Origin of the sequence: Microbacterium commune (assembly GCF_014836945.1) — a bacterium.
GTDB lineage: Bacteria > Actinomycetota > Actinomycetes > Actinomycetales > Microbacteriaceae > Microbacterium > Microbacterium commune.
The window spans coordinates 1,651,491-1,676,075 of sequence record NZ_JACSPX010000001.1 but is presented as its reverse complement, the minus strand read 5'-3'; the positions used below and the strand labels follow the sequence as shown (position 1 = coordinate 1,676,075).

General features: G+C 71.1%; 24 protein-coding genes. 9 read left to right on the top strand and 15 right to left on the bottom strand.

Annotated elements, in window-relative coordinates:
• Positions 1-263 precede the first annotated feature (263 nt).
• Complete coding sequence (gene pheA, locus H9633_RS07675; RefSeq protein WP_191712678.1) at positions 264-1,205, bottom strand: prephenate dehydratase; 942 nt, start codon at positions 1,203-1,205, stop codon at positions 264-266.
• A 124-nt stretch (positions 1,206-1,329) separates the two neighbouring features.
• Between pheA and pgm the strand changes: the two genes are divergently transcribed.
• A complete protein-coding gene (gene pgm, locus H9633_RS07670) occupies positions 1,330-2,973 on the top strand; it encodes a phosphoglucomutase (alpha-D-glucose-1,6-bisphosphate-dependent) (RefSeq protein WP_191712677.1) in 1,644 nt (547 codons plus the stop codon).
• 46 nt (positions 2,974-3,019) lie between these two features.
• On the opposite strand, the gene H9633_RS07665 is transcribed toward pgm, so the two are convergent.
• The 9 genes from H9633_RS07665 to H9633_RS07625 all read right to left on the bottom strand — a co-directional run bounded on the left by H9633_RS07665 (position 3,020) and on the right by H9633_RS07625 (position 12,049).
• Positions 3,020-4,150 carry a glycerate kinase gene (locus tag H9633_RS07665; protein ID WP_191712676.1) on the bottom strand — a complete coding sequence of 377 codons (1,131 nt, stop codon included), beginning with the start codon at positions 4,148-4,150 and terminating at the stop codon, positions 3,020-3,022.
• On the bottom strand, positions 4,147-5,172 hold the full coding sequence (locus H9633_RS07660; protein WP_191712675.1) for a LacI family DNA-binding transcriptional regulator: 1,026 nt from the start codon (positions 5,170-5,172) through the stop codon (positions 4,147-4,149). The genes H9633_RS07665 and H9633_RS07660 overlap by 4 nt, the downstream gene beginning before the upstream one ends.
• A 9-nt stretch (positions 5,173-5,181) precedes the next feature.
• Positions 5,182-5,958, bottom strand: coding sequence for a sugar phosphate isomerase/epimerase family protein (locus H9633_RS07655; RefSeq protein ID WP_318247230.1), 777 nt, complete (start codon positions 5,956-5,958; stop codon positions 5,182-5,184).
• A gap of 46 nt (positions 5,959-6,004) precedes the next feature.
• The gene (locus H9633_RS07650; RefSeq protein WP_191712976.1) at positions 6,005-6,865 is read right to left on the bottom strand and encodes a sugar phosphate isomerase/epimerase family protein; all 861 of its coding nucleotides are present in this window, start codon (positions 6,863-6,865) and stop codon (positions 6,005-6,007) included.
• Positions 6,865-8,061 carry a dihydrodipicolinate synthase family protein gene (locus tag H9633_RS07645; RefSeq protein ID WP_191712673.1) on the bottom strand — a complete coding sequence of 399 codons (1,197 nt, stop codon included), beginning with the start codon at positions 8,059-8,061 and terminating at the stop codon, positions 6,865-6,867. The genes H9633_RS07650 and H9633_RS07645 overlap by 1 nt, the downstream gene beginning before the upstream one ends.
• Entirely contained in the window at positions 8,058-9,212 is a 1,155-nt protein-coding gene (locus H9633_RS07640; RefSeq protein ID WP_071641793.1) for a Gfo/Idh/MocA family protein, read from the bottom strand. The genes H9633_RS07645 and H9633_RS07640 overlap by 4 nt, the downstream gene beginning before the upstream one ends.
• A gap of 111 nt (positions 9,213-9,323) precedes the next feature.
• Entirely contained in the window at positions 9,324-9,797 is a 474-nt protein-coding gene (locus H9633_RS07635; RefSeq protein ID WP_191712672.1) for a MarR family winged helix-turn-helix transcriptional regulator, read from the bottom strand.
• Between the two features lie 196 nt (positions 9,798-9,993).
• On the bottom strand, positions 9,994-10,431 hold the full coding sequence (locus H9633_RS07630) for a MarR family winged helix-turn-helix transcriptional regulator (protein WP_318247229.1): 438 nt from the start codon (positions 10,429-10,431) through the stop codon (positions 9,994-9,996).
• 1 nt (position 10,432) lies between these two features.
• On the bottom strand, positions 10,433-12,049 hold the full coding sequence (locus tag H9633_RS07625; RefSeq protein WP_318247228.1) for an MDR family MFS transporter: 1,617 nt from the start codon (positions 12,047-12,049) through the stop codon (positions 10,433-10,435).
• Between the two features lie 217 nt (positions 12,050-12,266).
• Here H9633_RS07625 and H9633_RS07620 point away from each other — a divergent pair, with 217 nt between their 5' ends.
• The gene (locus H9633_RS07620; RefSeq protein WP_371260983.1) at positions 12,267-13,220 is read left to right on the top strand and encodes a formylglycine-generating enzyme family protein; all 954 of its coding nucleotides are present in this window, start codon (positions 12,267-12,269) and stop codon (positions 13,218-13,220) included.
• Between the two features lie 9 nt (positions 13,221-13,229).
• Here H9633_RS07620 and H9633_RS07615 read toward each other — a convergent pair whose 3' ends face one another.
• Together H9633_RS07615 and H9633_RS07610 are read right to left on the bottom strand one after the other, a co-directional pair.
• Positions 13,230-13,607, bottom strand: coding sequence for a DUF202 domain-containing protein (locus H9633_RS07615; RefSeq protein ID WP_191712669.1), 378 nt, complete (start codon positions 13,605-13,607; stop codon positions 13,230-13,232).
• Positions 13,604-13,972, bottom strand: coding sequence for a YidH family protein (locus H9633_RS07610; protein ID WP_071641806.1), 369 nt, complete (start codon positions 13,970-13,972; stop codon positions 13,604-13,606). Before H9633_RS07610 ends, H9633_RS07615 begins: the two co-directional genes overlap by 4 nt.
• Before the next feature lie 62 nt (positions 13,973-14,034).
• Between H9633_RS07610 and H9633_RS07605 the strand changes: the two genes are divergently transcribed.
• Positions 14,035-15,057 (top strand): zinc-dependent alcohol dehydrogenase family protein, encoded by a 1,023-nt coding sequence (locus H9633_RS07605; RefSeq protein ID WP_191712668.1) that lies wholly within the window; start codon positions 14,035-14,037, stop codon positions 15,055-15,057.
• 7 nt (positions 15,058-15,064) lie between these two features.
• Here the strand turns inward: H9633_RS07605 and H9633_RS07600 are convergent, their stop codons facing one another.
• Complete coding sequence (locus H9633_RS07600; RefSeq protein WP_225211062.1) at positions 15,065-16,039, bottom strand: LacI family DNA-binding transcriptional regulator; 975 nt, start codon at positions 16,037-16,039, stop codon at positions 15,065-15,067.
• 78 nt (positions 16,040-16,117) lie between these two features.
• Between H9633_RS07600 and galT the strand changes: the two genes are divergently transcribed.
• The 3 genes from galT to H9633_RS07585 all read left to right on the top strand — a co-directional run bounded on the left by galT (position 16,118) and on the right by H9633_RS07585 (position 19,089).
• Complete coding sequence (gene galT / locus H9633_RS07595; protein ID WP_191712973.1) at positions 16,118-17,296, top strand: galactose-1-phosphate uridylyltransferase; 1,179 nt, start codon at positions 16,118-16,120, stop codon at positions 17,294-17,296.
• Positions 17,293-18,474, top strand: coding sequence for a galactokinase (gene galK, locus H9633_RS07590; RefSeq protein WP_191712667.1), 1,182 nt, complete (start codon positions 17,293-17,295; stop codon positions 18,472-18,474). Before galT ends, galK begins: the two co-directional genes overlap by 4 nt.
• A gap of 105 nt (positions 18,475-18,579) precedes the next feature.
• A complete protein-coding gene (locus H9633_RS07585) occupies positions 18,580-19,089 on the top strand; it encodes a GNAT family N-acetyltransferase (protein WP_191712666.1) in 510 nt (169 codons plus the stop codon).
• Position 19,090: 1 nt separating this feature from the next.
• Here H9633_RS07585 and H9633_RS07580 read toward each other — a convergent pair whose 3' ends face one another.
• A complete protein-coding gene (locus tag H9633_RS07580; RefSeq protein ID WP_191712665.1) occupies positions 19,091-20,524 on the bottom strand; it encodes a gamma-aminobutyraldehyde dehydrogenase in 1,434 nt (477 codons plus the stop codon).
• Positions 20,525-20,624: 100 nt separating this feature from the next.
• Between H9633_RS07580 and H9633_RS07575 the strand changes: the two genes are divergently transcribed.
• Genes H9633_RS07575 through H9633_RS07565 form a run of 3 tightly spaced genes read left to right on the top strand, consistent with a single transcriptional unit; the run spans position 20,625 to position 22,884 of the window.
• Entirely contained in the window at positions 20,625-21,092 is a 468-nt protein-coding gene (locus tag H9633_RS07575) for an Lrp/AsnC family transcriptional regulator (RefSeq protein WP_071644783.1), read from the top strand.
• Positions 21,093-21,136: 44 nt separating this feature from the next.
• Positions 21,137-22,534: an NAD(P)/FAD-dependent oxidoreductase gene (locus H9633_RS07570; RefSeq protein ID WP_191712664.1), complete on the top strand. Its 1,398-nt coding sequence runs from the start codon at positions 21,137-21,139 to the stop codon at positions 22,532-22,534.
• The gene (locus H9633_RS07565) at positions 22,531-22,884 is read left to right on the top strand and encodes a cupin domain-containing protein (protein ID WP_318247227.1); all 354 of its coding nucleotides are present in this window, start codon (positions 22,531-22,533) and stop codon (positions 22,882-22,884) included. Before H9633_RS07570 ends, H9633_RS07565 begins: the two co-directional genes overlap by 4 nt.
• A gap of 140 nt (positions 22,885-23,024) precedes the next feature.
• Here the strand turns inward: H9633_RS07565 and H9633_RS07560 are convergent, their stop codons facing one another.
• Complete coding sequence (locus H9633_RS07560) at positions 23,025-24,578, bottom strand: helix-turn-helix domain-containing protein (RefSeq protein WP_225211061.1); 1,554 nt, start codon at positions 24,576-24,578, stop codon at positions 23,025-23,027.
• Between the last annotated feature and the right edge of the window lie 7 nt (positions 24,579-24,585).

Below are 24,585 nucleotides of genomic sequence, written 5' to 3'. Positions count from 1 at the left end.
CACCCATGTCCCCCTGCGGGGTCAGTAACGTACGCTTTCGGGCGGATCCGCGTACACAACTGACCCCGCACCCGGGTGGACCCGGCACACGGGCGGACGGCGCGCCGCGGCGGACCACGCGCCGCGAAGGGCCGGCGCGCCGCTGCGGGGTCAGATACGTACACTTCCGGGCGGATTCGCGTGCACAATCGACCCCGCACGCCGGCGGCGCGGGCCCGCACGCGAGCGGATGACCCCGCACCCGGCGAGCAGGGGCCCGCGGGCTACGCCTCGGGTTCGCCGTGCAGCAGCGCGCGCAGCCAGTCGCGCGCCTCGACGAACACGCCGTCGGCGTAGCGCTCGGGGTAGTGCACGATCCGGCGGTCAGCGCGCGGGTACGAGCCGAGGAAGACGACGCGGGGGCTGAACCGCCGGATGCCGAGCAGCGCGTCGGCCATGCGCTCGTCGTACGCGTGCCCGTCGGCATCCACCACGAACCGGTACCGGCCGAGGGCATCGCCGACAGGACGCGACTGCAGCAGCGACAGGTTGATGCCGCGGGTCGAGAACTGCTCGAGCATGTCGAGCAGCGCGCCGGGGCGGTCGTCGGGGAGCTCGACGATCAGCGAGGTCTTGTCGGCTCCGGTCGGCTCGCCCGGCGGGGTCGGCTTCGACACGAGCACGAAGCGCGTCACGGCGTTGTCGTTGTCGCCGATCTGCTCGGCGAGCACCTCGACGTCGTGGTGCTGCACGATGCCGGGCGCGGCGATGGCGGCCTGGGCCGGCGACGAGCCGTCGAGCACACCCAGGATGGATGCCACATTGCTCGCCGCCGGAACATGAGCGTGCCTCGGCACATGCTCGCCCAGCCAGCTGTGGCACTGCGCGTAGGCGACGGGATGCGCGGCGATGACCTCGACGTCCTCCAGCCGCACGCCCGGCTTGCCGACCAACACGAAGTTCACCTTCACCAGGTACTCGCCGATGATGCGCAGGCCCGGCAGCGTCGCGAGCGCATCGAGCGTGGTCGACACCCCGCCCTCGACCGAGTTCTCGATCGCGATCATCGCCGCGTGGCTACGCCCCTCGAGTACGTCGTCGAGCGCCTCGCCGACGTTGTGCACGGGCTTCCAGTCGTGGCCCCTGGCCTCGGGCACCTGATCGAGCGCTGCCTCGGTGAAGGTGCCTGCGGGGCCCAGGTAGCTGTAGGTGCGGCGTTCGGTCACCACGTCAGCCTAGCCCCGCGGCTCGGCGGCCCTTCGAGCCGTTTCACTACCACGAACGCGCCTGTGACGACATCCGTCACCGGCTGAGGTGCGCGAGCGCCCCGAGGAGGGGCAGACTATCCCCATGACGAGCCGAGCTGGCCTCCCCGCGGAGGAAAAGGATCTGATCGACGTCGACGAGTTGATCGCCGCCTACTACGACCGCATCCCCGATCCGTCCGACCCGGCTCAGCGCGTCGCGTTCGGCACGAGCGGGCACCGCGGCTCGTCCCTCAGCACCAGCTTCAACGAGCAGCACATCGTCGCCACGACCCAGGCCATCGTCGACTACCGGCGCGAGCAGGGCATCACGGGCCCGCTGTTCCTCGGCCGCGACACCCACGCCCTGTCGCTGCCGGCCGAGCGCACCGCGATCGAGGTGCTGATCGGCAACGGTGTCGACGTGCGTGTGGACTCCCGTGACTCGTGGGTGCCCACCCCCGCGCTCAGCCACGCGATCCTCACCCACAACCGCGGTCGTGCGTCGGGCGACCCCCACCGCGCCGACGGCATCGTCATCACTCCGAGCCACAACCCGCCCCGCGACGGCGGTTTCAAGTACAACCCGCCGCACGGCGGCCCGGCCGACACCGATGCCACGTCGTGGATCGCGCAGCGGGCGAACGCGCTGATCGAGGCGGGCCTGGAGGGCGTCGAGCGGATTCCGGATGCCGACATCGACGACGACTCGATCGGCCAATACGACTTCCGTGATGCGTACGTGCGCGACCTGCCCTCGATCATCGACATCGAGGCGATCGCGCGCGCGGGCGTGCGCATCGGCGCCGACCCGATGGGCGGGGCATCGGTCGAGTACTGGCAGCTCATCAAGGAGATGCACGGCATCGAGTTGACTGTCGTGAACCCCGAGGTCGATCCGACCTGGCGCTTCATGACCCTCGATTGGGACGAGAAGATCCGGATGGATCCGTCGTCGCCGAGCGCCATGGCATCCCTCGTCGCCAAGCGAGACGACTTCGACGTGCTCACCGGCAACGACGCCGACGCCGACCGGCACGGCATCGTCACCCCGGATGCGGGGCTGATGAACCCGAACCACTACCTCGCCGTCGCGATCGACTACCTGTTCTCGCACCGCACCGAGTGGCCTCGCGACGCGGCGATCGGCAAGACGCTCGTGTCGTCGATGATCATCGACCGCGTCGCCGAGTCGCTCGGCCGCCGCCTGCTCGAGGTGCCGGTCGGGTTCAAGTGGTTCGTGCCGGGTCTGCTCGACGGCTCGGTCGCGTTCGGCGGGGAGGAGTCGGCCGGTGCGTCGTTCCTGCGCAAGGACGGCACGGTCTGGTCGACCGACAAGGACGGCATCCTGCTCTGCCTGCTCGCCGCCGAGATCATCGCTGTGACCGGCAAGACGCCGTCGGAGCGCTACCGCGAGCTCGAGCAGGCCTTCGGCTCGTCGGCGTACCAGCGGGTGGACGCCCCGGCGACGCCCGAGCAGAAGGCGGCGCTGGGCAGGTTGGCTCCGGATGCCGTGACCGCGACCGATCTGGCCGGCGAGCCCATCACCGCGAAGCTGTCGCACGCACCGGGCAACGGCGCGGCGATCGGCGGACTGAAGGTGCAGACCGAGCACGCGTGGTTCGCCGCGCGTCCGTCGGGCACGGAGGACGTCTACAAGCTGTACGCCGAGAGCCTCAAGGGTCCGGAGCATCTCGCGCAGGTGCAGGAGGAGGCGCGGGTCGTCGTGTCCGCCGCCCTCGGGGGCTGAGCGCGAGCGCCGTCGGCGGCTCTGCGCGGTCGCCCGCTGAGCGAGGTCAGGATCCGGATGCCGGCCCGGAGCCGCGCATCGCGAGCGCAAGCCGGCGACCGGCCTCGTGCAGCCACCGGTGCGTGTCCGCCAGCGCGGACGCCGGCGAGCCGGCCACCTCGGTGAGCGAGGCGGATGCCGTGAACGGCGCGAGATCGGCATCCGGCGCTATCAGACCGGCCACGAGCACCGCGTCGACGCCGGAGGCGGCGGCGAGGGATGCCACGAACGACGGCACCTTGCCGTCGCCGGATTGCCCGTCGTAGGCGCCCTCACCGGTCACGACCGCATCGGCGGCGGCGATGGCATCGGCGAGTCCGATCAGGTGCGCCACCTCGGCCGCCCCGGGCAGCAGCGTTCCACCCCAGGCGATCAGCGCCGCCCCGACACCGCCCGCCGCTCCGGAACCGGGCACGGCCGGATCGAGGGCGAGCAGTCGGGCGAGGCGCTCGAGTGCGGCATCCGTCTGCTGCTGATCCGAGGGATCGGTCAGCCCCTTCTGCGGGCCGAACACCGCCGCGGCGCCCCGGGCGCCGGTGAGCGGGTTGGTGACGTCGGTGAGCACCCGCACCTCGGGAGCCGGGCGGAGCGCGCTCAGATCCGCCGAGGCGATATCGCCCAGCCCGCGGGCACCGGGCGCCGTCTCCGCTCCGCGCGCGTCGAGGAACCGCGCGCCGAGCGCGCGCAGCATGCCCGTGCCGCCGTCGGTCGATGCGCTCGAGCCGATGCCGAGCACGAGACGAGAGACGCCGTGGTCGAGAGCCGCGGCGATGGCCTGGCCGAAGCCGCGCGAATCGGCGTCCCACGGGCGCAGCTCGTCGAGCAGCTCGATGCCCGATGTCGAGGCCATGTCGATCACGGCGGTGCCGTCGGGCGCATCGTCGGAGGCCGGCAGCAGCAGCCACGCGGTATCGACGGGATGCCCGGCGGGGCCGTCGACGGTGATCGGCATCCGGCGCGCTCCCGGCACTGCGGCGGCGAAGGCCGCGACGGTGCCCTCTCCCCCGTCGGCCATCGGGCGCAGCACCGGCGAGACGCCAGGATCGACCGACGCCCATGCCTCCGCGAGGACCCGCGCCGCGTCGGCGGCGGCGATCGTGCCCTTGAAGCTGTCGGGGGCGAAGACGACGCGCGTCACCGGTCGACTCCGGGCGTGCTCTCGCGCACGATCACATCGAGATCGGCCGTGGACGGGTGCCACTCGTCGTCGACGGTCGCCCGGAACGCCTGATACCCGAGCTCGATCAGCGGCACCCGCACGGTGCTCAGCCTCGGGGTGACGTCGCGGCTGACGGGCACGTCGTCGAATCCGCAGACCGCGATGTCCGCGCCCACGCGTCGCCCGCCCTCGCGGATGGCGGTCATGGCGCCGATGGCGATCACGTCGCTGAGCGCGAAGACGAGGGTGCCGGGGTCGACGCCGTCGGCGAGCGCCTGCCTCATGGACGCGGCCCCGGACTCGCGCTCGAACGTGCCGCGATAGGTGCGTTCGACGACGCCGCCCTCGGCGCCGAACCCGGCGGTGAAGCCGCCGAGTCGGTCATCGGATGTGCGCACGCCCTCCGTGGCGCCGATCGCGATCGCGCGGCGGTAGCCGAGAGCCGCCATCGCGCGGCCCAGGCGCTCGGCGCCGCCGCGGTTGTCGATGCGGATGCTGCGGTCGCCGCCGGGGCCGAACGTGACGGTGCGTCCGCCCAGACCGGAGAATGCGGAGAGTTCGCCGTGCGTGTCGTCTTCACCGTCGTTGCCCCGCGAGGCGGCGAGGATCACGCCACGCGGACGCTGCCCGCGCAGCGCACGCAGGATCTTCGTCTCCCGCTGCGGGTCGCGCTCGGTGATCGCGATGGTGACGATCAGCCCCTCCTCGTCGGCGCCGCGGGCCACGCCCGAGGCGATCAGCCCGAAGTAGGGGTCGGCGATGTCGGCGACGAGCAGCGCGATGGCCGCCGATGTGCCCCTCGCCGTGGCCTGCGCCGAGGCGTTCGCCGTGTAGCCGAGCTCTTCGGCCGCCTTCTCGACGCGTTCGCGGAACGACTCGGCGACCTTGCGCTCAGAGCCGTTCAGCACCCGGGATGCGGTGGCGAGCGAGACCCCCGCCGTGCGTGCCACGTCGTGCAGCGTGGGCGGCGAGGTGCGCGCGGACGCGGCGTCGGCGGTCATGGCCACAGCCTACCGATTGCCGGCATCCCGACCCGGCACAGGGCGGGGCGACTCGGACGCGGCACCGCGATCGAGGAGGTCGAGCAGAGTCGCCGCCTCCGCTGCCAGCAGCGCCGGGTCGTCGTCGACGACGAACTCGAGCAGCGCGTCGCGCGGCGGCACCGGCTGCGCCGACGCCGCGACGAAGAGCGGATGCCAGAGGCTCTCGCGCGCGCTGAGGCGCAGCCTCGTGTCGAACGGCCACCACGAGAACACGTGCACGGCGCTGGTGTGCTCGGCGATCTGCGCGAACTCGTGCAGGGCGACATCGTCGGGGGCGTCCACGGTGGGCTGCCAGTACGTCGAGAGCCCAGGCACGTCCGCCAGCAGTCGCAGCGTCGCCGCCGGGGTGTCGGCGAGCGTGCGCCGGTGGAACTCCAGCGCTAGGGCGACGCGCCGCTCGGACGCCTCGGCGACGGCATCCCGCAGCCGCGAGACGACCTGCGCGTACTGCTCGGGGCTCGCATCGGCCGAACCCGTGCGGCCGGCCCAGATGCGCACGCGGTCCGCGGCCAGCGCGGTCGCGCTGTCGAGGATCGGCGTGAGCGACTCGTCTGCTCCGGCGCGGAAGTACGAGCCGTACGAGCACACCGCAAGGCCTGCATCCGTCGTCGCCGCCGCGACCTCCGCGGCGCGCTCGACATCGCCGGGCGGCACGTGCACGTCGCCACCCCACTCGATCACCTCGAGCCCGGCCACCGCGGCCCGCGCGGCCACCTCCTCGGCGGCCAGCTGCCGAAACGTCACCGAGCACAGCCCCGCTCTGATCATGCGCGCCTCCCGCACCAGCACATCACAGGTACGGCGAGACCGTCGCCGAGAACGCCTCGGCGGTGCGCGCGACGACCTTCTCCGGCGCGTCCGACCAGATGTCGGCGTTGAAGATCTCCACCTCGATGTCGCGGTCGTAGCCGGTCTCGACGACCGCGCGGGTGAGCGAGGCGAAGTCGATGATCCCGTCGCCCATGTAGTGCCGCGACAGCAGCACGTCGGCGGGGAACGGCGTCTTCCAATCGCACACCTGATACGTCGAGATGCGGCCCTCGCGACCCGCACGGGCGATCTGCTCGTGCACCTGCGGATCCCACCAGATGTGGAAGGTGTCGACCGCAGCGCCGACCGTCGCGGCGTCGAAGTCGGCGGCGATGTCCAGCGCCTGGCCGAGCGTGGTCACCACGCAGCGGTCCGAGCCGAACATCGGATGCAGGGGCTCGATCGCCAGCGTGACCCCGGCGCTCTGCGCGTACGGGGCGAGCACGCCCAGGGCATCCCGAACCCGCTCGCGCGCGCCGTTCAGGTCGCGCGACCCCTCGGGCAGGCCGCCGGCGACCAGCACGAGGACGGCCGTCGATCCCTCGGCGCCCGCGGCGGCGAGGGCCGCGGTCTCGTCGATCGCTCGTCGGTTGTCGTCGAGCGCGGCGTCGCGCGCGGGCCCGGCCGGGAGGGTGAAGAACCCCCCTCGGCAGTGGGTCGAGAAGCGCAGCCCCGAGTCGGCGAGCATCGTCGCCGCGGTGTCGAGGCCGACCTCGTTCACCGGCTCGCGCCACAGTCCGATCGACTGCACGCCGGCGTCGGCGGTCACCCGCAGGGCCGTGGCGAGATCGGCGTACTTGATGGTCGCCTGGTTGATCGACAGGCGGGGGTCGGGAGTCATCACGCGTCCAGTCCGTTCAGCTTCAGCATGCCGTGCCAGCGCTCGCGCGCGAGCTCGGGGTTCTCGAGCGCGAGCGACGCGTTGGCCAGCTCGACGATGCGCGACAGATGCGGCAGGCTGCGCGCGGAGTGCAGACCGCCCACCATCTGGAACGCGGGCTGGTGCCCGTTCAGCCACGACAGGAACGCGACGCCGGTCTTGTAGTAGAACGTCGGCGCGGCGAACACCTGGCGGCTGAGCTCTTCGGTCGGACCGAGGATGCGCCGGTACGCCTCGTGATCGTCGGCGTCGAGCGCCTGGATCGCCGCCGAGGCGACCGGGGTGATGGCGGCGAACGCACCCAGCAGCGCGTCGGAGTACGACCGTCGCCCGACCTGCGAGTCGCCGATCAGCGACACGTAGTTGAAGTCGTCGCCGGTGAACATGCGCACACCTTCGGGAAGACGCTCACGCACCGAGATCTCACTCTCGGCGTTGAGCAGGCTCATCTTGACACCGGCGATCTTCGACGGGTTCTCCCCGATGATCTCGAGCAGCACTTCGGATGCCGTCTGCCAGTCGTCTGGGGCACCGCTTGTGCTGAGCGAAGTCGAAGTGAAGTAGCCCTGCAGCTCGGGGTCGAACGCCGGGCCCAGCCAGTGCAGCACCACCGGCGTGGTCGCCCGTTCGAGCACCGCGCGGTAGACACGGCGGTAGTCGTCGGGCGATTCGGCGACGCGGGCAAGGTGGCGGGATGCCATCAGCACCGGCCCCGCGCCCTGCTCCTCGGTGAACTCGAGCTGCGACACGTACGCGTCGACGACGGCATCCAGCGAGATGTGCGTCTCGGCGACGTGATCGGTGTTGACCCCGACCACGACCGACCCGCCCTCCTCGCGCGCCACCTCGGCGCTGCGGGCGATCAGCTCGCGCGTCGCCGCGGCGTCGAGGCCCATGTTGCGCTGGGCGGTGTCCATGGCATCCGCCACCCCCAGCCCCCACGAATAGACGTTGCGGCGGAACGCGAGTGTCGCATCCCAGTCGATGTCGGCGGGCTGGCCGGGGGTGTTGTCGGCGTGCGTCCGCGGCACGACGTGCGCCGCGGCGTAGGCCACGCGCGAGCGCAGCGGCGAGGTCGGGCGCGCGTACCCGCCCGAGTCGTTGAGCGTGGCATCGGAGAGATCTCCGGATGCCGAGAGCAGGCGAAGCGTCGTCACAGCGACAGCCTCTCGATGGCGACCTTGCGGCCCTCGGCGCTCGAGGTCAGGCCGGCCTCAGCGAACTGCACCCCGCGGGCGCCCGCGAGCAGGTCGAACGGGTAGTCGGTGCCGAGCACGTACGAGGTGAGATACTCCTCCCACTGCTGGCGGAAGCCGTTGAGGAAGACGTCGTTCGTCGGCACGTTCTGCCAGTCGCCGTCGTAGTCGTGGGTGTCTTCGAGGTCGGGGTTCCAGACCGGCTTCGGGGTGGCGTTGCGCGGCTGGATCTTGCAGCCGAACAGGCCGACCACGGCCGAGCCGTGCGTGCCGTCGACCTGGAACTCGACCAGCTCGTCGCGGTTCACGCGCACGGTCCACGAGGAGTTGATCTCGGCGATCACGCCGCCCTCGATCTCGAAGATGCCGTACGCGGCGTCTTCGGCGGTGGCGGTGTAGTGCTCGCCCTTCTCGTCCCAGCGGTCGGCGATGTGCACGGCGGCCTGGGCGTAGACGCTCTTCACCTCACCGAAGAGGTTCTCGAGCACGTAGTTCCAGTGCGGGAACATGTCGGTGATGATGCCGCCGCCGTCTTCGGTGCGGTAGTTCCAGCTGGGGCGCTGCGCCGGCTGCCAGTCGCCCTCGAACACCCAGTAGCCGAACTCGCCGCGCACCGAGAGGATGCGGCCGAAGAAGCCCGAGTCGATCAGGCGCTTGAGCTTCTGCAGCCCGGGCAGGTAGAGCTTGTCGTGCACGACCCCGGTCTTGACGCCGGCATCCTGCGCGAGCTTCGCCAGCTCGAGGGCCTCTTCCAGCGACTCGGCGGTGGGCTTCTCGGTGTAGATCGCCTTGCCGGCGGCGATGGCCTTGCGGATCGCGGTGGCGCGCGCCTTGGTCACCAGGAAGTCGGCGTAGATCTCCCACTTCGGGTCGGCGAGCGCGGCGTCGAGGTCGGTCGTGTAGTCGTCGATGCCGTGCTTGGCGGCGAGCTCGGCGAGCTTCGCCTCGCTGCGCCCGACGAGCATCGGCCTGACCGTGACCTTCGAGCCGTCGGGCAGCTCGACGCCGCCCTGATCGCGGATCGCGAGGATCGATCGCACGAGGTGCTGCCGGTAGCCCATGCGTCCGGAGACGCCGTTCATGATGATGCCGATCTCACGCACGTCGGTCATGGTGGTCCGTTCTGTCGAGGTCTGTGCCCGGTGGGAGGGAGTCCCGTCGGAAAGTGATGGGTAAACGCTTTCCGATATAAAAGCACCTTCCGTCGCCCACCGCAAGCCCGGTCAGTTCGCGAGGTCGTCGAGCAGGTCCGCGAAGTGGTCGAGATCCTCGGCCGACCAGCGCCGCAGGCGCTCGGCGAGGCGGCTCTCGTACGCCGCGCGCGCCGCGGTGACGCGATCGACGGCCAGGGGCGTGGCGACCAGACGACGGGCGCGCCGATCATCGGCATCCCGGATGCTCTCGACCAGCCCGAGCTCGGTGAGCCGACTCACCTGGCGGCTCACCGCCGACTTGTCGGTCTGCAGGCGATCGATGATCTCGCCGGCGCTGCCGTGGCCGTTCACGATCGACACGAGCACCTGGTAGCCCAACGGCTGCAGCTCCGGATGCACGGTCGCCGCCGCGTCGCGCCACCCCACGCGGATCCGCGCGAACAGCCGGCCGAGCTCCCGCTCGACGCGGTGCACGGCATCGTCGAGCGCCGCGCCGTCGAGGGTGTCGTCGGGGAGGGGCGCATCGTCGGGGGCATCGCTCACCTCGCCAGCCTAAACCGCGGCCCTTCCGGCCCCGCGGTCGCCGTGCGATCGCCGTGCGATCGCCGTGCGATCGCCCTGCGAGGTCAGTTCGGTACGCATCCGCGAGCAGCGGTGCGAGGTCACTTGCGTACGCATCCAGCGCCGAAATCGTGCACAACCGACCCCGCACGCGATCGGGGGGGCGACGCCCCCGGGCTCAGACCTCCGCGAGCAGGCGGAACGCCTTCGACGCGGCCTGCACCTCTTCCGGCGTCAGCTCGGCGAGCACGGCCCGCATCCGCTCGGCGTTCTCCGACCGCAGCTGGGCGAGCGTCTCCTGCGCCGCGGCGGTGGCGGTGAGCGCCCGCAGCCTGCCGTCGCGCTCGTCCGGGCGGGACTCGAGCAGCCCGAAGTCCTCCAGCATCCGGATCTGACGACTCACCATCGACTTGTCCATCTCGAACAGCTCGGCGAGCTGGTGGGCGTTCGCGCCGCCCGTGCGGGCGATGTACGACAGCAGCTTGTATCCGGAGGGCTGCAGGTCGGGGTGCATCCGCGCCGCGGACTCGCGCCAGAGGGTCTTCGCCCGCGAGAAGATGAGGTTCAGCTGCCCCTGGAAGTCGGCGAGTGCCTCGTCGACGCTCTGCGTCTGCACCTCAGCGCACCTGCTCCGGCACGCGGCCGTCGTTCGCGACCACGCGGATGCTGCCGGTCGACCCGCCCACCTCGGCCTCGGCGACCTCGATCGCCGACCCTTCGGCCTGCTCGCGCAGCTGCTCGGCCGAGTTCTTCGTCGACAGCGGCTTGTTGCGGATGAACGCGATCGCGATCACGCCGATCACGGCCAGCGGCACGGCGACGATGAACGCGTCGGCGATGCCCAGTCCGTAGGCAGACTCGACCACGCGGCGGATGCTCTCCGGCAGGCTCGACATGTCGGGCACGTTGCCCGAGCCGAGCGACGTCAGAGCGCTCACCTCCTCCGGCGACTTCGGCACGAACGTCGCGAGGTCGTCCTTGATGTACGCGCCGACGTTGGTGGCGAGGATGGAGCCCATGATGGTCACGCCGATGGTTCCCGCGATGGTGCGGAAGAAGTTGACGCCCGACGACGCGGCGCCCAGCTGACGTGCCGGGGTGTCGTTCTGCACGATGAGGGTGAGGTTCTGCATCACCATGCCGAGCCCCGCGCCCAGCACGAACATGTAGATCGCGACCAGGGGGAACGGGGTGTCCCAGCGCAGCGTGGACATCAGAGACACGCCGACGAGGGCGAGCACCGAGCCCAGCATCATCCAGCCCTTCCACTTGCCGAAGCGGCTCACGAGCTGGCCGATGATGATCGACGCGCCCATCTGGCCGACGATCATCGGGATGGTCATCAGACCCGACTCCGTCGGGGTGGCGCCGCGGGCGAGCTGGAAGTACTGCGCGAGGAAGACCGAGGTGGCGAACATCGAGACGCCGATCGCGATCGAGGCGATCACCGAGAGCGTGAACGTGCGGTTCTTGAACAGCGTCATCGGCACGATCGGCTCGGGCACGACGAACTCGACCGCGATGAAGGCGAGGATCACGACCGCGGCTCCGATGCCGAGCGCGTAGCTGGTCGAGGAGTCCCAGTCGAACTGCGAGCCACCCATCGAGACCCAGATCAGCAGCGCCGAGACGCCGACGGCGAGCAGCACGATGCCGAGGTAGTCGATCGAGACCTTCGCGTTCTGCGGCTTGGGCAGGTGCAGGGTGAGCTGCAGCAGCACGAGCGCGAGCACGGCGAACGGCACGCCGACGAAGAAGTTCGCCCTCCACCCCCACACGTCGGTGATGAATCCACCCAGCAACGGGCCGCCGATCGTGGCGAAGGCCATGATGCCGCCGACCACGCCCATGTACTTGCCGCGCTCGCGTGGCGAGATGATCAGGGCCACGGCGACCATGACCAGCGACATAAGGCCGCCCACGCCGATCCCCTGCACGACGCGCACGGCGATGAGCATGTTCGTGTCGGTCGAGAAGCCCGCGATCACCGTGCCGAGGGTGAACAGCACGAGTGATACCTGCACGAGCACCTTGCGGTCGAGCAGATCGGCGAGCTTGCCCCAGATCGGAGTGGATACGGCCGTCGCCAGCAGACTGGCGGTGATCACCCAGGTGTACTGGGCCTGCGTGCCACCCAGGTCGGCGATGATGACCGGCAGCGATGTCGAGACGACGGTGCCCGAGAGCACGGCGACGAACATGCCGACGATGAGGCCGGAGATGGCGGTGAACACCTCACGCGCCGAGCGGGTGGTCGAAGAGGGAGGGGAGGAAAGAGAGGTCAAAAGGTGCGGCTCCTGGAAGATGGTTGATCTTTCTCAACCGTATCACCGATCGTTGACAGTCATCAACTATTGCTGGACATCAACTATTCCGCGGAACCCGCCCGACGGCCCGGATAGGCTCGTCTCGCGGCATCCGCCCCGCCGGACGCCGCCGGAAGGATGCGCTGTGGATGCTGAATGCTCGTGCGGCTGCGGCACGCCGTCTCGATCGGCTTTCGCGACCGTCTCGCTGCGCCCCGGCGCCTCCCCGACAGCAGGCTCCTCGCAGCACGCCGTGCCGCAGGTCGTCGTCCCGGCAGGGTCATTCGTGATGGGCGACTCGTCTGGCGACCGCAACGCGGCCGACGGCGAGGTGCCGCTGCACCGGGTGAGCCTCGACGCATTCTCGATGGATGCCACGAGCGTGACCAACGACGACTTCGCGCGCTTCGTCGACGACACCGGATACCGCACCGAGGCCGAGGAGTTCGGCTTCTCGGCCGTGTTCCATCTCGCCCTCGCGGCCGACGAGGCCGACGTGCTGGGCCGGCCGCCGCAGACCCCGTGGTGGATCGGTGTGCGCGGCGCCGACTGGCGGCATCCCGGCGGACAGCACTCGAGCATCGACGGACTGGGCGATCATCCGGTGGTGCACATCAGCTGGAACGACGCTCAGGCCTATTGCGAATGGGCGGGGCGCCGACTACCCACCGAGGCCGAGTGGGAGTACGCGGCGCGCGGCGGTCTCGAGCAGCGGAAGTACCCGTGGGGCGATGACGAGGTCGACGACGGCGGCTGGCGCACGAACATCTGGCAGGGCGAGTTCCCGCGCACCAACACGCTCGAGGACGGCTTCCTGACCACCGCGCCGGTGCGCTCGTTCGAACCCAACGGCTACGGACTGTGGCAGATGGTCGGCAACGTGTGGGAGTGGGCGTCGGACTGGTTCTCGCCCGGGTACTACCGCGTCTCGCCGTCGCACGCTCCGACCGGGCCGGAACGCGGGCAGTCGCGCGTGCTGCGCGGCGGCAGCTACCTGTGTCACTCGTCGTACTGCAACCGATACCGCAACTCGGCACGGTCGCAGAACACGCCCGACTCGTCGATGGGCAACGCCGGGTTCCGCACGGTCGGCCGGTAGCGGGCGCCGCTACCGGATCGACACGATCAGCACGGCCGCCAGTCCCAGCATCCCCGCCGCCGCCACCCCGGCGGCGAGCACGAGCAGCGCTCCTGCACCGGCCGCACGCGGAGGGCGATCCTGCTCGACGTCCGCCATGAATGCGCGATGCCGTCGGCGCGACACCCGCCAGAGCAGGGATGCCGCCAGCAGACCCGCCATTCCCGGCAGCACCCACTGCGCGCCGCCCAGCCACAGCGGAAGCAGCCGCAGCGAGACGAGCGAGCCGACCGCGAGCGACAGTGCGGTGCGGCGCCACGACAGCGACGTGCGCTCGAGCTGCAGGCCGGCGTCGAAGGGACCCGGCCACGAGGGTGCGGTCGCCGGCCCTCCGGCGCGGCCGCTCATCGCAGCACGGCGAGCAGCACGAGCACGCCCGAGGCGACCACGGCCAGTGCGAGCACGATTCCCGTGGGAGGGTGCGGCAGGGGCCGGCCCAGCCGCATGGCGCGCTCGACCCGCGACCACTCCACCCAGGCGATGATCGGCAGCAGGATGCCCGTGATGATGAGCACGAGGGACGCGGCCAGGCGCAGCGGGGCGTACATGTCGAGCGCGAGCGCCTCGAGCGCCACGCCACCCGCGATCAGGGCGAGCGCCGTGCGCGTCCAGGCGAGGAAGGTGCGCTCGTTCGCGAGCGAGAAGCGCACGTCCGGCTCGCTGCCCTGCCGGAACACCGAACGCGGGAAACGACGATCGGGATGCTCGCTCACCCGTTCAGGATACCGGCGTCGAGCCTCTCGCAATCCGCCCGTCGGAGTGATGGAGTAGACCCATGCGCGCAGTCATCATGCACGGACCCGGCGACGTCCGGGTCGAGGATGTCCCGACCCCCGAGCTCGTGGAGCCGACCGACGCGATCATCCGCGTCGACGCGGCCTGCATCTGCGGCTCCGACCTGTGGCCGTATCGCGGCATCTCGCCGGTGAAGCGGCCGTCGCGGATGGGTCATGAGTACATCGGCGTCGTCGAGCAGGTCGGGTCGGCGGTCCGCGACATCCGGGTCGGAGACTTCGTGGTCGGCTCGTTCATGGCATCCGACAACACCTGCGAGATCTGCCGAGCGGGGTACCAGTCGCGATGCATCCACGTCGTCGGGATGGGATCGATCGGCACGCAGGCCGAGTACGCCCGGATCCCCTGGGCGGACGGGACGCTCGTGAAGGTCACGGGCGACATCACCCCCGAACGGCGCCGCAGCCTGCTCGCCGCCTCCGACGTGCTCGGCACCGGGTGGTTCGCGGCCGTCGCGGCCGAGGCCGGGCCCGGCAAGACGGTCGCCGTGGTCGGCGACGGGGCGGTCGGGCTGCTCGGCGTCCTCGCGGCGTCGCAGCTGGGGGCCGAGCGCATCATCGCGATGTCGCGGCACGCCGACCGCCAGGCGCTCGCCCGTCGCTTCGGCGCCACCGACATCGTCGAGGCGCGAGGGGATGCCGGCGTCGCGGCGATCAAGGAGATGACGGGCGGCTACGGGGCGCACTCCACCATCGAAGCGGTCGGCACGCAGGAGGCGATGCAGCAGGCGATCCGCTCGACCCGCGCCGGCGGGCACGTCGGATTCGTCGGCGTCTCGCACGGCGTGAGCCTCGACGGGCAGGAGCTGTTCCTCTCCGGCGTCCACCTGCACGGCGGTCCTGCACCCGTGCGCCGCTTCCTGCCCGATCTGATCGACCGGATCATGACCGACGAGATCGACCCGGGCGTCGTGTTCGATCAGACGCTGTCGATCGACGACGCCGCAGACGGGTATCGAGCCATGGACGAGCGTCGCGCGATCAAGGTGATGCTCGAGTTCTGAGCGGGGCTCAGGCGCTGGCGCGGCCGATCAGCGCGGGCGGCAGCAGCAGGTCGGCGGGCCGCTCGCCCTCGATCCATGCGACGAGAGCGCCGACGGCGTGCTCGCCGAGCGCGTCGAAATCCTGCCGGACGGTGGTCAGCGGAGGCTGGAAGTCCGCGGCGTCGGCGATGTCGTCGAACCCGATCACCGCGACGTCGTCCGGCACACGGCGTCCGGACTCCGCCAGAGCGCGCAGGGCACCGAGCGCCATCTGATCGTTCGCAGCGAAGATCGCGGTGACGCCGGATGCCGGCATCCGCGCCACCGATTCGAATCCGGATGCCGCACTCCAGTCGCCGCGCACGGGCTCGGGCGGATCGATGCCCGCCGCGGCGAGCGCGTCGCGCCAGCCGCGCTCGCGCTCGGCGGAGGCGAACGACCCGACCGGCCCGGCGAGGTGGTGCACCGCACGGTGCCCGGCGCGCAGGAGGTGCTCGGTGGCCGCGCGAGCGCCCGACGCGTGGTCGGTGCCGATGACGGTGAAGCGCTCGTCGGGCGGCGAGTCGACGACCACGAGGCGCAATCCGCCCGAGGCCGCGTCGCGCGCCAGCGCGGTGGCCTCGTTCAGCACGATGGCGCCGTCGACCCCCTGGTCGCGGAGGCGATCGAAAGCGTCGGCGATGTCGGCATCCGCGCCGAGGGTGAGCACGGTCAGCGCATAGCCGCGCGACGCCGCGGCGTCGGCGACGGCCTGCAGCATGCGGGAGTTGCCCACGGTGGCGAGGGTCTGCGCGACGAGGCCGAGGGTCTGACTGCGACCGGTGCGCAGGGCGCGGGCGGCGCGGTTCGGGCGGTAGCCGAGCTCGGCCATCGCCCGTTCGACGCGCGCCCTCGTCTCGGGGTCGACCCTGGGGCTTCCGTTCGCCACCCGCGAGACGGTCTGACCGGAGACCCCGGCGCGCTGGGCGACCATCGCCATGGACACGCGTGCGGATGTCGGCATCCGGTCTTCCTCTCGAGCGCTCGCAACTCCGGAATGTTGACGTTATCACAGCGGCCGCGGTACCGTGTTGACGTGAACATGTCAGAATCCCCCGAGCTGCGAACGTCCGAACTCGGCGCCGGCGTCGTCCGGCGCGCCACCCGCCTCGCCGACGGTCGCGAGCTGCTCTACTACGACGACCCCGGCACGAGCCTCGGATCCGAGCGAGGCGTCGACGCGCGCACGCTCGACGGGCGCCCCGAGACCGCGACGATGCGGCAGGACGTGCTCACGGGCGACTGGATCACCTTCGCCACCGCACGTCAGAACCGGGTCATGATGCCCAGCGCCGACGCGGATCCGCTGGCCCCCCAGACGCCGAGCAACCCGTCCGAGGTTCCGGCGCAATACGACGTCGCCGTCTTCGAGAACCGCTCCCCCGCCTTCGGTCCGGCGCTGATCGAGGCCGTCGGCGGTGTGCCGGCGGCCCGCAACGCCCCGCGCGGGCTCGACGATCTCGCCGAGCTCGGCGTCGGCCGCACGCGCACGAGCATCGGCCGCTGCGAGGTCGTGTGCTTCAGCCCCGACCACGAAGGGTCGTTCGGCACGCAGTCGGTCACCCGCGCACGCACGGTGATCGAGGCATGGGCAGACCGCACGGCGGCGCTGTCGGCCCTCCCCGGCATCCAGCAGGTCTTCCCGTTCGAGAACCGCGGCGAGGCGATCGGCGTCACACTGCCGCACCCGCACGGGCAGATCTACGCCTACCCGTACGTCACCCCGCGCACGCAGCGGCTGCTCGACAGCATCGACCGCACCGCTCCCGACCTGATGACGCGCGTGCTCGACTCCGAGCGCGACTCGGACCGCCTCGTGCTGCAGGGCGAGCACTGGACGGCGTTCGTGCCGTTCGCCGCCCGCTGGCCGCTCGAGGTGCACCTCATGCCGCATCGGCACGCCCCCGACTTCGCGGCGCTCACCAACGCCGAGCGCGACGAGCTCGCCCCGCTCTACCTGCGTCTGCTGCGCGGGGTGGATGCCCTGTACCCGACCCCCACGGCCTATATCGCCGGATGGCATCAGGCGCCCGTGAACACCGGTCGCGAGACCGTGCGCATGCGCCTCGAGCTGACCAGCCCGCGTCGTGCCGAGGACAAGCTGAAGTTCCTCGCCGGATCCGAAGCGGCGATGGGCGCGTGGACCGCTGAGATCCTTCCCGAGGTCGCCGCCGAGCGCCTCCGCACCGCCATCGAATCCGTTCCCGAGGTCACCGCATGAGCGCACTTGACGCCGCCCGCACGCTGTTCACCGAGCTCACCGGCCGCGATCCCGAGGGCGTCTGGTCGGCGCCGGGCCGGGTGAACCTGATCGGCGAGCACACCGACTACAACGAGGGGTTCGTGCTGCCGTTCGCGATCCCGCATCGCACGTTCACCGCCGCCCGGCTGCGCGACGACGACCGCATTCGCGTGACGTCGACCTTCGCCGCGGAGCCGGTCGAGGTCGCGATCTCCGAGCTCGACCGGCTCTTCCCGACGGCGGTCGGCGCAGAGCCCGCCGTGCCGGAGTGGTCTGCGTACGTGCTCGGCGTCGCCTGGGCCATCCAGCTCGCGGCTCCTGAGGCAGCGCTGCGCGGAGTCGACATCGCGATCGCATCCGACGTGCCGGTCGGGGCGGGGCTGTCGTCGTCCGCGGCGATCGAGGGGTCGGTGGCATCCGCCCTGAACGACCTCTGGAAGCTCGACCTCGACCCCGTCGCCCTCGCGCAGGTCGGCCGACGCGCCGAGAACGAGGCTGTCGGGGCGCCCACCGGGATCATGGACCAGATGGCGTCGATGCTCGGCCGTCCGGACGCCGCGACGTTCATCGACTGCCGTTCGCTGGCGACCGAGTCGGTGCCCACCGGGTTCACCGGTGAGGGCCTCGAGGTGCTCGTCATCGACACGCAGGTGAGCCACTCGCACTCCACCGGCGGGTATCGCGAGCGGCGCGACGCCTGCGAGCGCGGCGCGGCGCTGCTGGGCATCCCGTCGCTGCGCGACGCGGCCGAGTCCGACCTGCCGCGCACCGCAGAGCTGATGGACGACGTCACGTTCCGCCGCGTGCGTCACGTGATCACCGAGAACCAGCGCGTGCTCGACACCGTGCGCGTGCTCGGATCCGACGGCCCGCGGGCGATCGGCGACCTGCTGGTCGCCTCGCACGCGTCGATGCGCGACGACTTCGAGATCTCGGTTCCCGAGCTCGACCTCGCCGTCGAGACGGCGCTCGCGCACGGCGCGGTCGGGGCGCGGATGACCGGCGGTGGCTTCGGCGGCGCCGCGATCGCGCTCGTCGAGCGCGACGCCGTCGACCGGATGGCGGATGCCGTCACCCGGGCGTTCGCGGATGCAGGATTCGGCGCACCGCACGTGTTCACCGTGCATCCCTCCGACGGCCCGCGCCGGGACGCCTGACACCCCCCACCAGCTCCGAATCGCTCAATTGTCGACGAACCGGGCCAGAATCGTGCCATTCACGCGATTCGAACGGCCTGGTGAGCCCCATCGGAAGGAGCCGGCATGAACATCCGACCCGCGACCTCGGACGACGCCCACGACATCGCCCTGGTACATGTACGCGCCTGGCAGCAGGCGTATAGAGGGCTGATGCCGCAGTCGGTGCTCGATGAGCTGTCGATCGCCGAGCGCGAGGCCGGCTGGGCGCGACTGCTCTCCGAGACGCCGCGCGCCTCGCAGACGATCGTCGTCGAGCGCGACGGCCGCGTCGCCGGCTGGGCGAGCTACGGTGAGGCACGCGACGCCGATGCGCCCGGCTCGGGTGAGCTCTGGGGCATCTACGCGCATCCGGATGCCTGGTCGACCGGCGTCGGCCACGCGCTGATCACCGCGGTGGAGGATGCCCTGCGCTCAGACGGCCACGAGACCGCGTACCTCTGGGTGCTCGAAGGCAACACGCGCGCCGCGACGTTCTACGAGCGGCACGGCTGGGCATCCGACGGCGCACGGAAGGTCGACGAGCGTCCGGGGCTCGTGCTGCACGAGCTGCGCCAGGTGAAACGCCTCGCCTGAGTCAGTCGAGCGCGGTCATCACGTGCTTGACGCGGGTGTAGTCGTCGAAGCCGTACTGCGAGAGGTCCTTGCCGTAGCCGGAGTGCTTGAATCCGCCGTGCGGCATGTCTGACACGAACGGGATGTGCGTGTTCACCCATACGCAGCCGAAGTCGAGGTCGCGCGTGAAGCGCATCGCCCTGGTGTGATCGCGCGTGAAGATCGACGCGGCGAGCGCGTAGCGCACCCCGTTCGCCATGGTGAGGGCTTCGTCGTCGGTGTCGAACGACTGCACGGTGAGCACCGGTCCGAAGATCTCGTTCTGCACCGCCTCGTCATCCTGCCGCATGCCGGAGATGATCGTCGGCTCGAAGAAGTACCCCTTCTCGCCTTGGCGGCGTCCGCCGGTCTCGATCGTGGCGTGCGCGGGCAGCCGGTCGATGAAGCCCTGCACCTGTGCGAGCTGCGCCGCGCTGGAGAGCGGACCGAACAGCACGCCGTCCTCGTGCGGTGCGCCGGTGCGGGCGTGGGTCTTCGTGCGCGCCACCAGTGCCCTCACCACCTCGTCGTGCACAGACGAGTGCGCGATCACGCGGGTCGCGGCGGTGCAGTCCTGGCCGGCGTTGAAGAACGCGGCGGTGACGATGGCATCCACCGCCTTCTGGATTGACGCGTCGTCGAACACGACGGCGGGCGCCTTTCCGCCGAGTTCGAGGTGGACGCGCTTCAGGTCGGATGCCGCCGACGCGGCGACCGCCATGCCCGCCCGCACCGATCCGGTGATGGCGACCATCTGCGGCACGGGATGCGCGACGAGCGCCGCCCCCGTCTCGCGCCCGCCCAGCACGACGTTCAGCGTGCCGGCGGGAGTGTGCTCGGCGACGATCTCGGCGAGCAGCAGGGTCGACAGCGGGGTCGACTCGGCGGGCTTGAGCACGACCGTGTTGCCGGCGGCGAGCGCGGGGGCGATCTTCCACACCGCCATGTTCAGCGGGTAGTTCCAAGGGGTGACCTGACCGATCACCCCGATCGGCTCACGACGCACGTATGAGGTGTGCCCGGCGGCGTACTCCCCCGCCGCGCGCCCCTCGAGGCTGCGGGCGGCGCCGGCGAAGAAGCGCAGCTGGTCGATCGACTGTTCGATTTCGTCGGCCACCAGGGTGGCCCGCGGCTTGCCGGTGTCCTGCGATTCGAGGTCGGCGAACTCCTCGGCGCGGGATGCCATGGCATCCGCGATCCGGAACAGCGCCAGCTGCCGCTCGGCCGGTGTCCTCTCCCGCCAGATCGGGAAGGCGGACACTGCGGCGGCGTAGGCTGCGTCGAGGTCGTGCGCATCGGACAGGGGGATGCGGCCGTACACCTCTTCGGTGGCCGGGTCGATGAGGTCGAGGGTGCCGGTGCCGTGGGCGTTTCGCAGGGAGCCGCCGATGTGGTTCTGCAGCGTCGTCGTTGCCATGGGGTCACTCTATCCAGAGATACTGCGGATTCAGAGGTTTTGAGCCGATTCTGCTACGAATACGGTTGCGTTCGTGACATTCTTATGTCAGGATCGGCGCATGGCCGACAAGTCAAAGACCGTCACGCTGGACGACGTCTCGAAGCGGATCATCGAGCTGCTGCAGCAGGACGGACGACGCCCGTACGCGGATATCGGCCGTGCGGTCGGACTCAGCGAGGCGGCGGTGCGTCAGCGTGTGCAGCGCCTCACCGACTCGGGCGTCATGCAGATCGTCGCGGTCACCGACCCCCGGCAGCTCGGCTTCGCGCGGATGGCGATGATCGGCATCCGCACCTCGGGTGATCCCCGCGAGGTCGCCGAGGCGGTCAAGGCATTCGACGAGATCGCCTACGTCGTCGTCACCCTCGGCACCTTCGACGTGCTCGCCGAAGCCATCTGCGAGACCGACGAAGATCTGCTCGAGCTGGTGTCGATGCGCGTGCGCGCCATCCCCGGCGTCGAGCACACCGAGAGCCTGATCTACGCCGGTCTGCACAAGGACTTCTACAACTGGGGCACGCGCTGACCCGCAGCCGCACCACCCTCCCCCTTCGAGAGAGAACGTGATCCATGGGCACCACAGTGTTCGAGCGCTCGCGCCCGCACGACAGCCTGATCGACGCCGCCCTCAGCGACACCAGACACGCCGCCTACTGGCTCGACGACATCGAGCGCCCCGGATATCCCGCGCTCACCTCGAGCACCCGGGCCGGCCTCGTCATCGTCGGCGGCGGATACGCCGGTCTGTGGACGGCCGTGCGCGCCAAGGAGCGCGACCCGCAGCGTTCTGTCATCCTGCTCGAGGCCGCCCGCGTCGGCTGGGCGGCATCCGGTCGCAACGGAGGCTTCTGCGAAGCCAGCCTGACCCACGGCTACGAGAACGGGATGAACCGGTGGCCGGACGAGATGGCGCAGCTCGAGCGCCTCGGTCTGGAGAACCTCGACGGAATCGAGGAGTCGGTCGAGCGCTATGGCATGGACGTCGACTGGGAGCGCACCGGGCAGCTGGCCGTCGCCATCGAGCCGCACCAGGTCGAATGGATGGCCGGTGACGACTTCCTGGATCGGGATGCCGTACGCGCCGAGGTGCACTCCCCCACGTATCTCGCGGGCAGCTGGGATCGGAACGGCTGCGCGATGATCCATCCGGCCAAGCTCGTCGTCGAGCTCGCGAGGGTCGCCACGGAGCTCGGTGTCGTCATCCACGAGCGCAGCCGGGTCACCGGCATCCGCGGATCGGGCCGGCAGACCGTCACCGTCGCGGGCGGGGCGACCGTGAGCGCTGACCACGTCGTGCTCGCCACCAACGTCTTCCCCTCGCTGCTCAAGCGCAATCGCCTGATGACCGTGCCGGTGTACGACTACGTGCTGATGACCGAGCCGCTCACGAGCGAGCAGCTGCAGTCGATCGGCTGGCAGAACCGGCAGGGCCTGGCCGACAGCGCGAACCAGTTCCACTACTACCGCCTGAGCGCCGACAACAGGATCCTGTTCGGTGGGTACGACGCGATCTACCACTTCGGCGGCAGGGTGCGCGCCGAGTACGAGGAGCGCCCCGAGAGCTTCCGCAGGCTCGCCTCGCACTTCTTCACGACGTTCCCGCAGCTGGAGGGGCTGACGTTCACGCACCGGTGGGCCGGCGCGATCGACTCGTGCAGCCGCTTCTGCGCGTTCTTCGGCACGGCCCGCGGCGGCCGCGTCGCCTACGCGACGGGGTTCACCGGCCTCGGCGTGGGCGCCAGCCGCTTCGCCGCCGACGTCATGCTCGATGAGCTCGCCGGCCTCGACACCGAGCGCACGCGCCTCGAGATGGTGCGCACCAAGCCCATCCCCTTCCCGCCCGAGCCCGCCGCGTCCATCGGCGTGACCCTCGTGCGCAGGTCGATGGACCACGCCGACCACAACCAGGGCAGACGCAACCTGCTGCTGAAGGCGCTGGACGCCGTCGGCATGGGGTTCGACTCGTGAGCCGGCCGCTCGACACGGCAGGCATCGTGACGGATGCCCTGCGTGAGCACGTCCCGCAGGAGCCGCTGTCCGCGGACGCGGTGCGCGCGGGGGCGCCGACCACGGGCATCCGGGAGCTCGGACCGTTCGCCGGGGTCGAGGTGGGCATCTGGGAGATGACCGAGGGCGCCGCGGTCGACACGGAGATCGACGAGGTGTTCATCGTGCTCGCGGGCCGTGCGCGGGTGGAGTTCATCGATCCGTCGCTGCCGTCGATCGAGGTGCAAGCGGGCTCGGTGGTGCGTCTGGCCGCGGGGATGCAGACCCTCTGGACCGTGCACGAGACCCTTCGCAAGGTGTACATCGCCTGATCGCCCGGCACACCTGGGGGGGCCGACACTCCAGATGTCGGACGCATTCGCGGGATGTGTCCGACATCTGGAGTGTCGGCCCCCGGTTTGTACCCGTGCGCGCGGCGGGTCGGGGGCGGGTAGGGCGCGGGCGGGGCGGGTCAGCGGCGCGCCAGCAGGGCGAGGTGCAGGGCGGCCACGGTCTCGCCGTCATCGAGGTCGGCCCCGAGCAGGTCGGAGATCACGGCGAGGCGCTGGTAGAACACCGAGCGCGACAGGTGGGATGCCGAGGCCGCGGCCGTTCGGCTGCCGGGGTGCGCCACCACGGCTGCGAGCACCCGCAGCAGGTCGCCTTGGTGCTGCTCGTCGTGTCGGATCAGCGGCGCGAGCAGCCGCTCGCTGTGCTCCTGCAGCCGGTGGTCGGCGCCGAGCTCGGCGACCAGACGGGTGAGCGGCCGGTCATCGACACGGCGCACCTCGCCCGCCCGCAGGCGAGTGGCGAGCAGGCGAGTGGGGCGGACGGATGCCAGCAGCTGGGCGACCGTGGCGACTTCCGGCCCCACGGCCAGCCCCACCCCGGCCTCCCGCGCCGCACGGTTCACCGCACCCGACCGCAGCCCCGCGGCCGACGACGCGAGCACCACGGCCGCCCCGTCGTGCACCGCACCACGCGCGTGGACGGCGGCGCGATCGGAGCCGCCGTCCGCGGCGAGCACGGCCAACACGGCATCCAGGGCCGCGGCATCGGCGCTCTCCGCGACCAGCACACCGAGCACCCGACCCCGCACCGGCAGGCCCGCCGCCTGCAGACGGGCGGCGACGTCCGCCTCCCCCGCATGCCTGCCGCTGAGCACCGCATCGACCAGGTCGCGGGCGGGCAGCATGGCCCATTCGGAGGGCCCGTCGGCGAGACGCGCGAGCGCGAGGGCGGTCGCGGCGAGCTCGAGCACGGTCATCCGCCCGGCCGGATGCTCGGGGCCCGGCAGCGCGACGAGGGTGCCCCACCGCACGCCGCGGGCCTCGACCGGCACGGTGAGCAGTCCTGCTCCGGCCCGCGAGCGTGCGGCCCAGTCGGCGAGCACTTCAGTCGGCGTCTGGGCCCAGAGCTCTGCCGTGACCACCTCACGGCTCAGCGTCTCGAGCACGACCGGCGCACCCAGTGTCTGCGCGGCCGCGTGCACGACCGTGTCGGCCGGGGCGCCGCGCAGCGTCAGGCCGGTGAACAGCTCGTGGAGGCGCTGCCGTTCCTGCAGCGCCTCCAGCTGACCCGCGATGATGCGTCGGTGCACCGCCTCGGTCACCGCCACGAACTTGACCACCCGCTCCAGCGCGATCAGAGCGAGACCGTGCGCGCGGCACGCGACGATCAGAGCGGGCGGCGCGACGGGGAACCGCGCGCCGAGCTCAAGCACGACGCCGGCGACCCCGGCAGCGGCGAGGCTCGCCGCGACGGCGCGCAGCGACGCATCCGTCCCGCTCCACCCGGCCGCCGTCGTCAGCAGCAGCTCGCCGCCGTCGAGCAGACCGGCGACCTCGGCGCTGTCCGAGACGTGCACCCAGCGCACGCGGGCGTCGAGGGCAGACCCGCCGACGAGCACCTGCGGATCGCCCGCCACCAGCACAGGGGTGTCGAGCACATCGCGCACCCGGGGCAGCGCCACGTCATCCAGACGATCTGTCCGAAGCCGACCATCTTCCATACGCTCTGCGGGCATCTTCCCA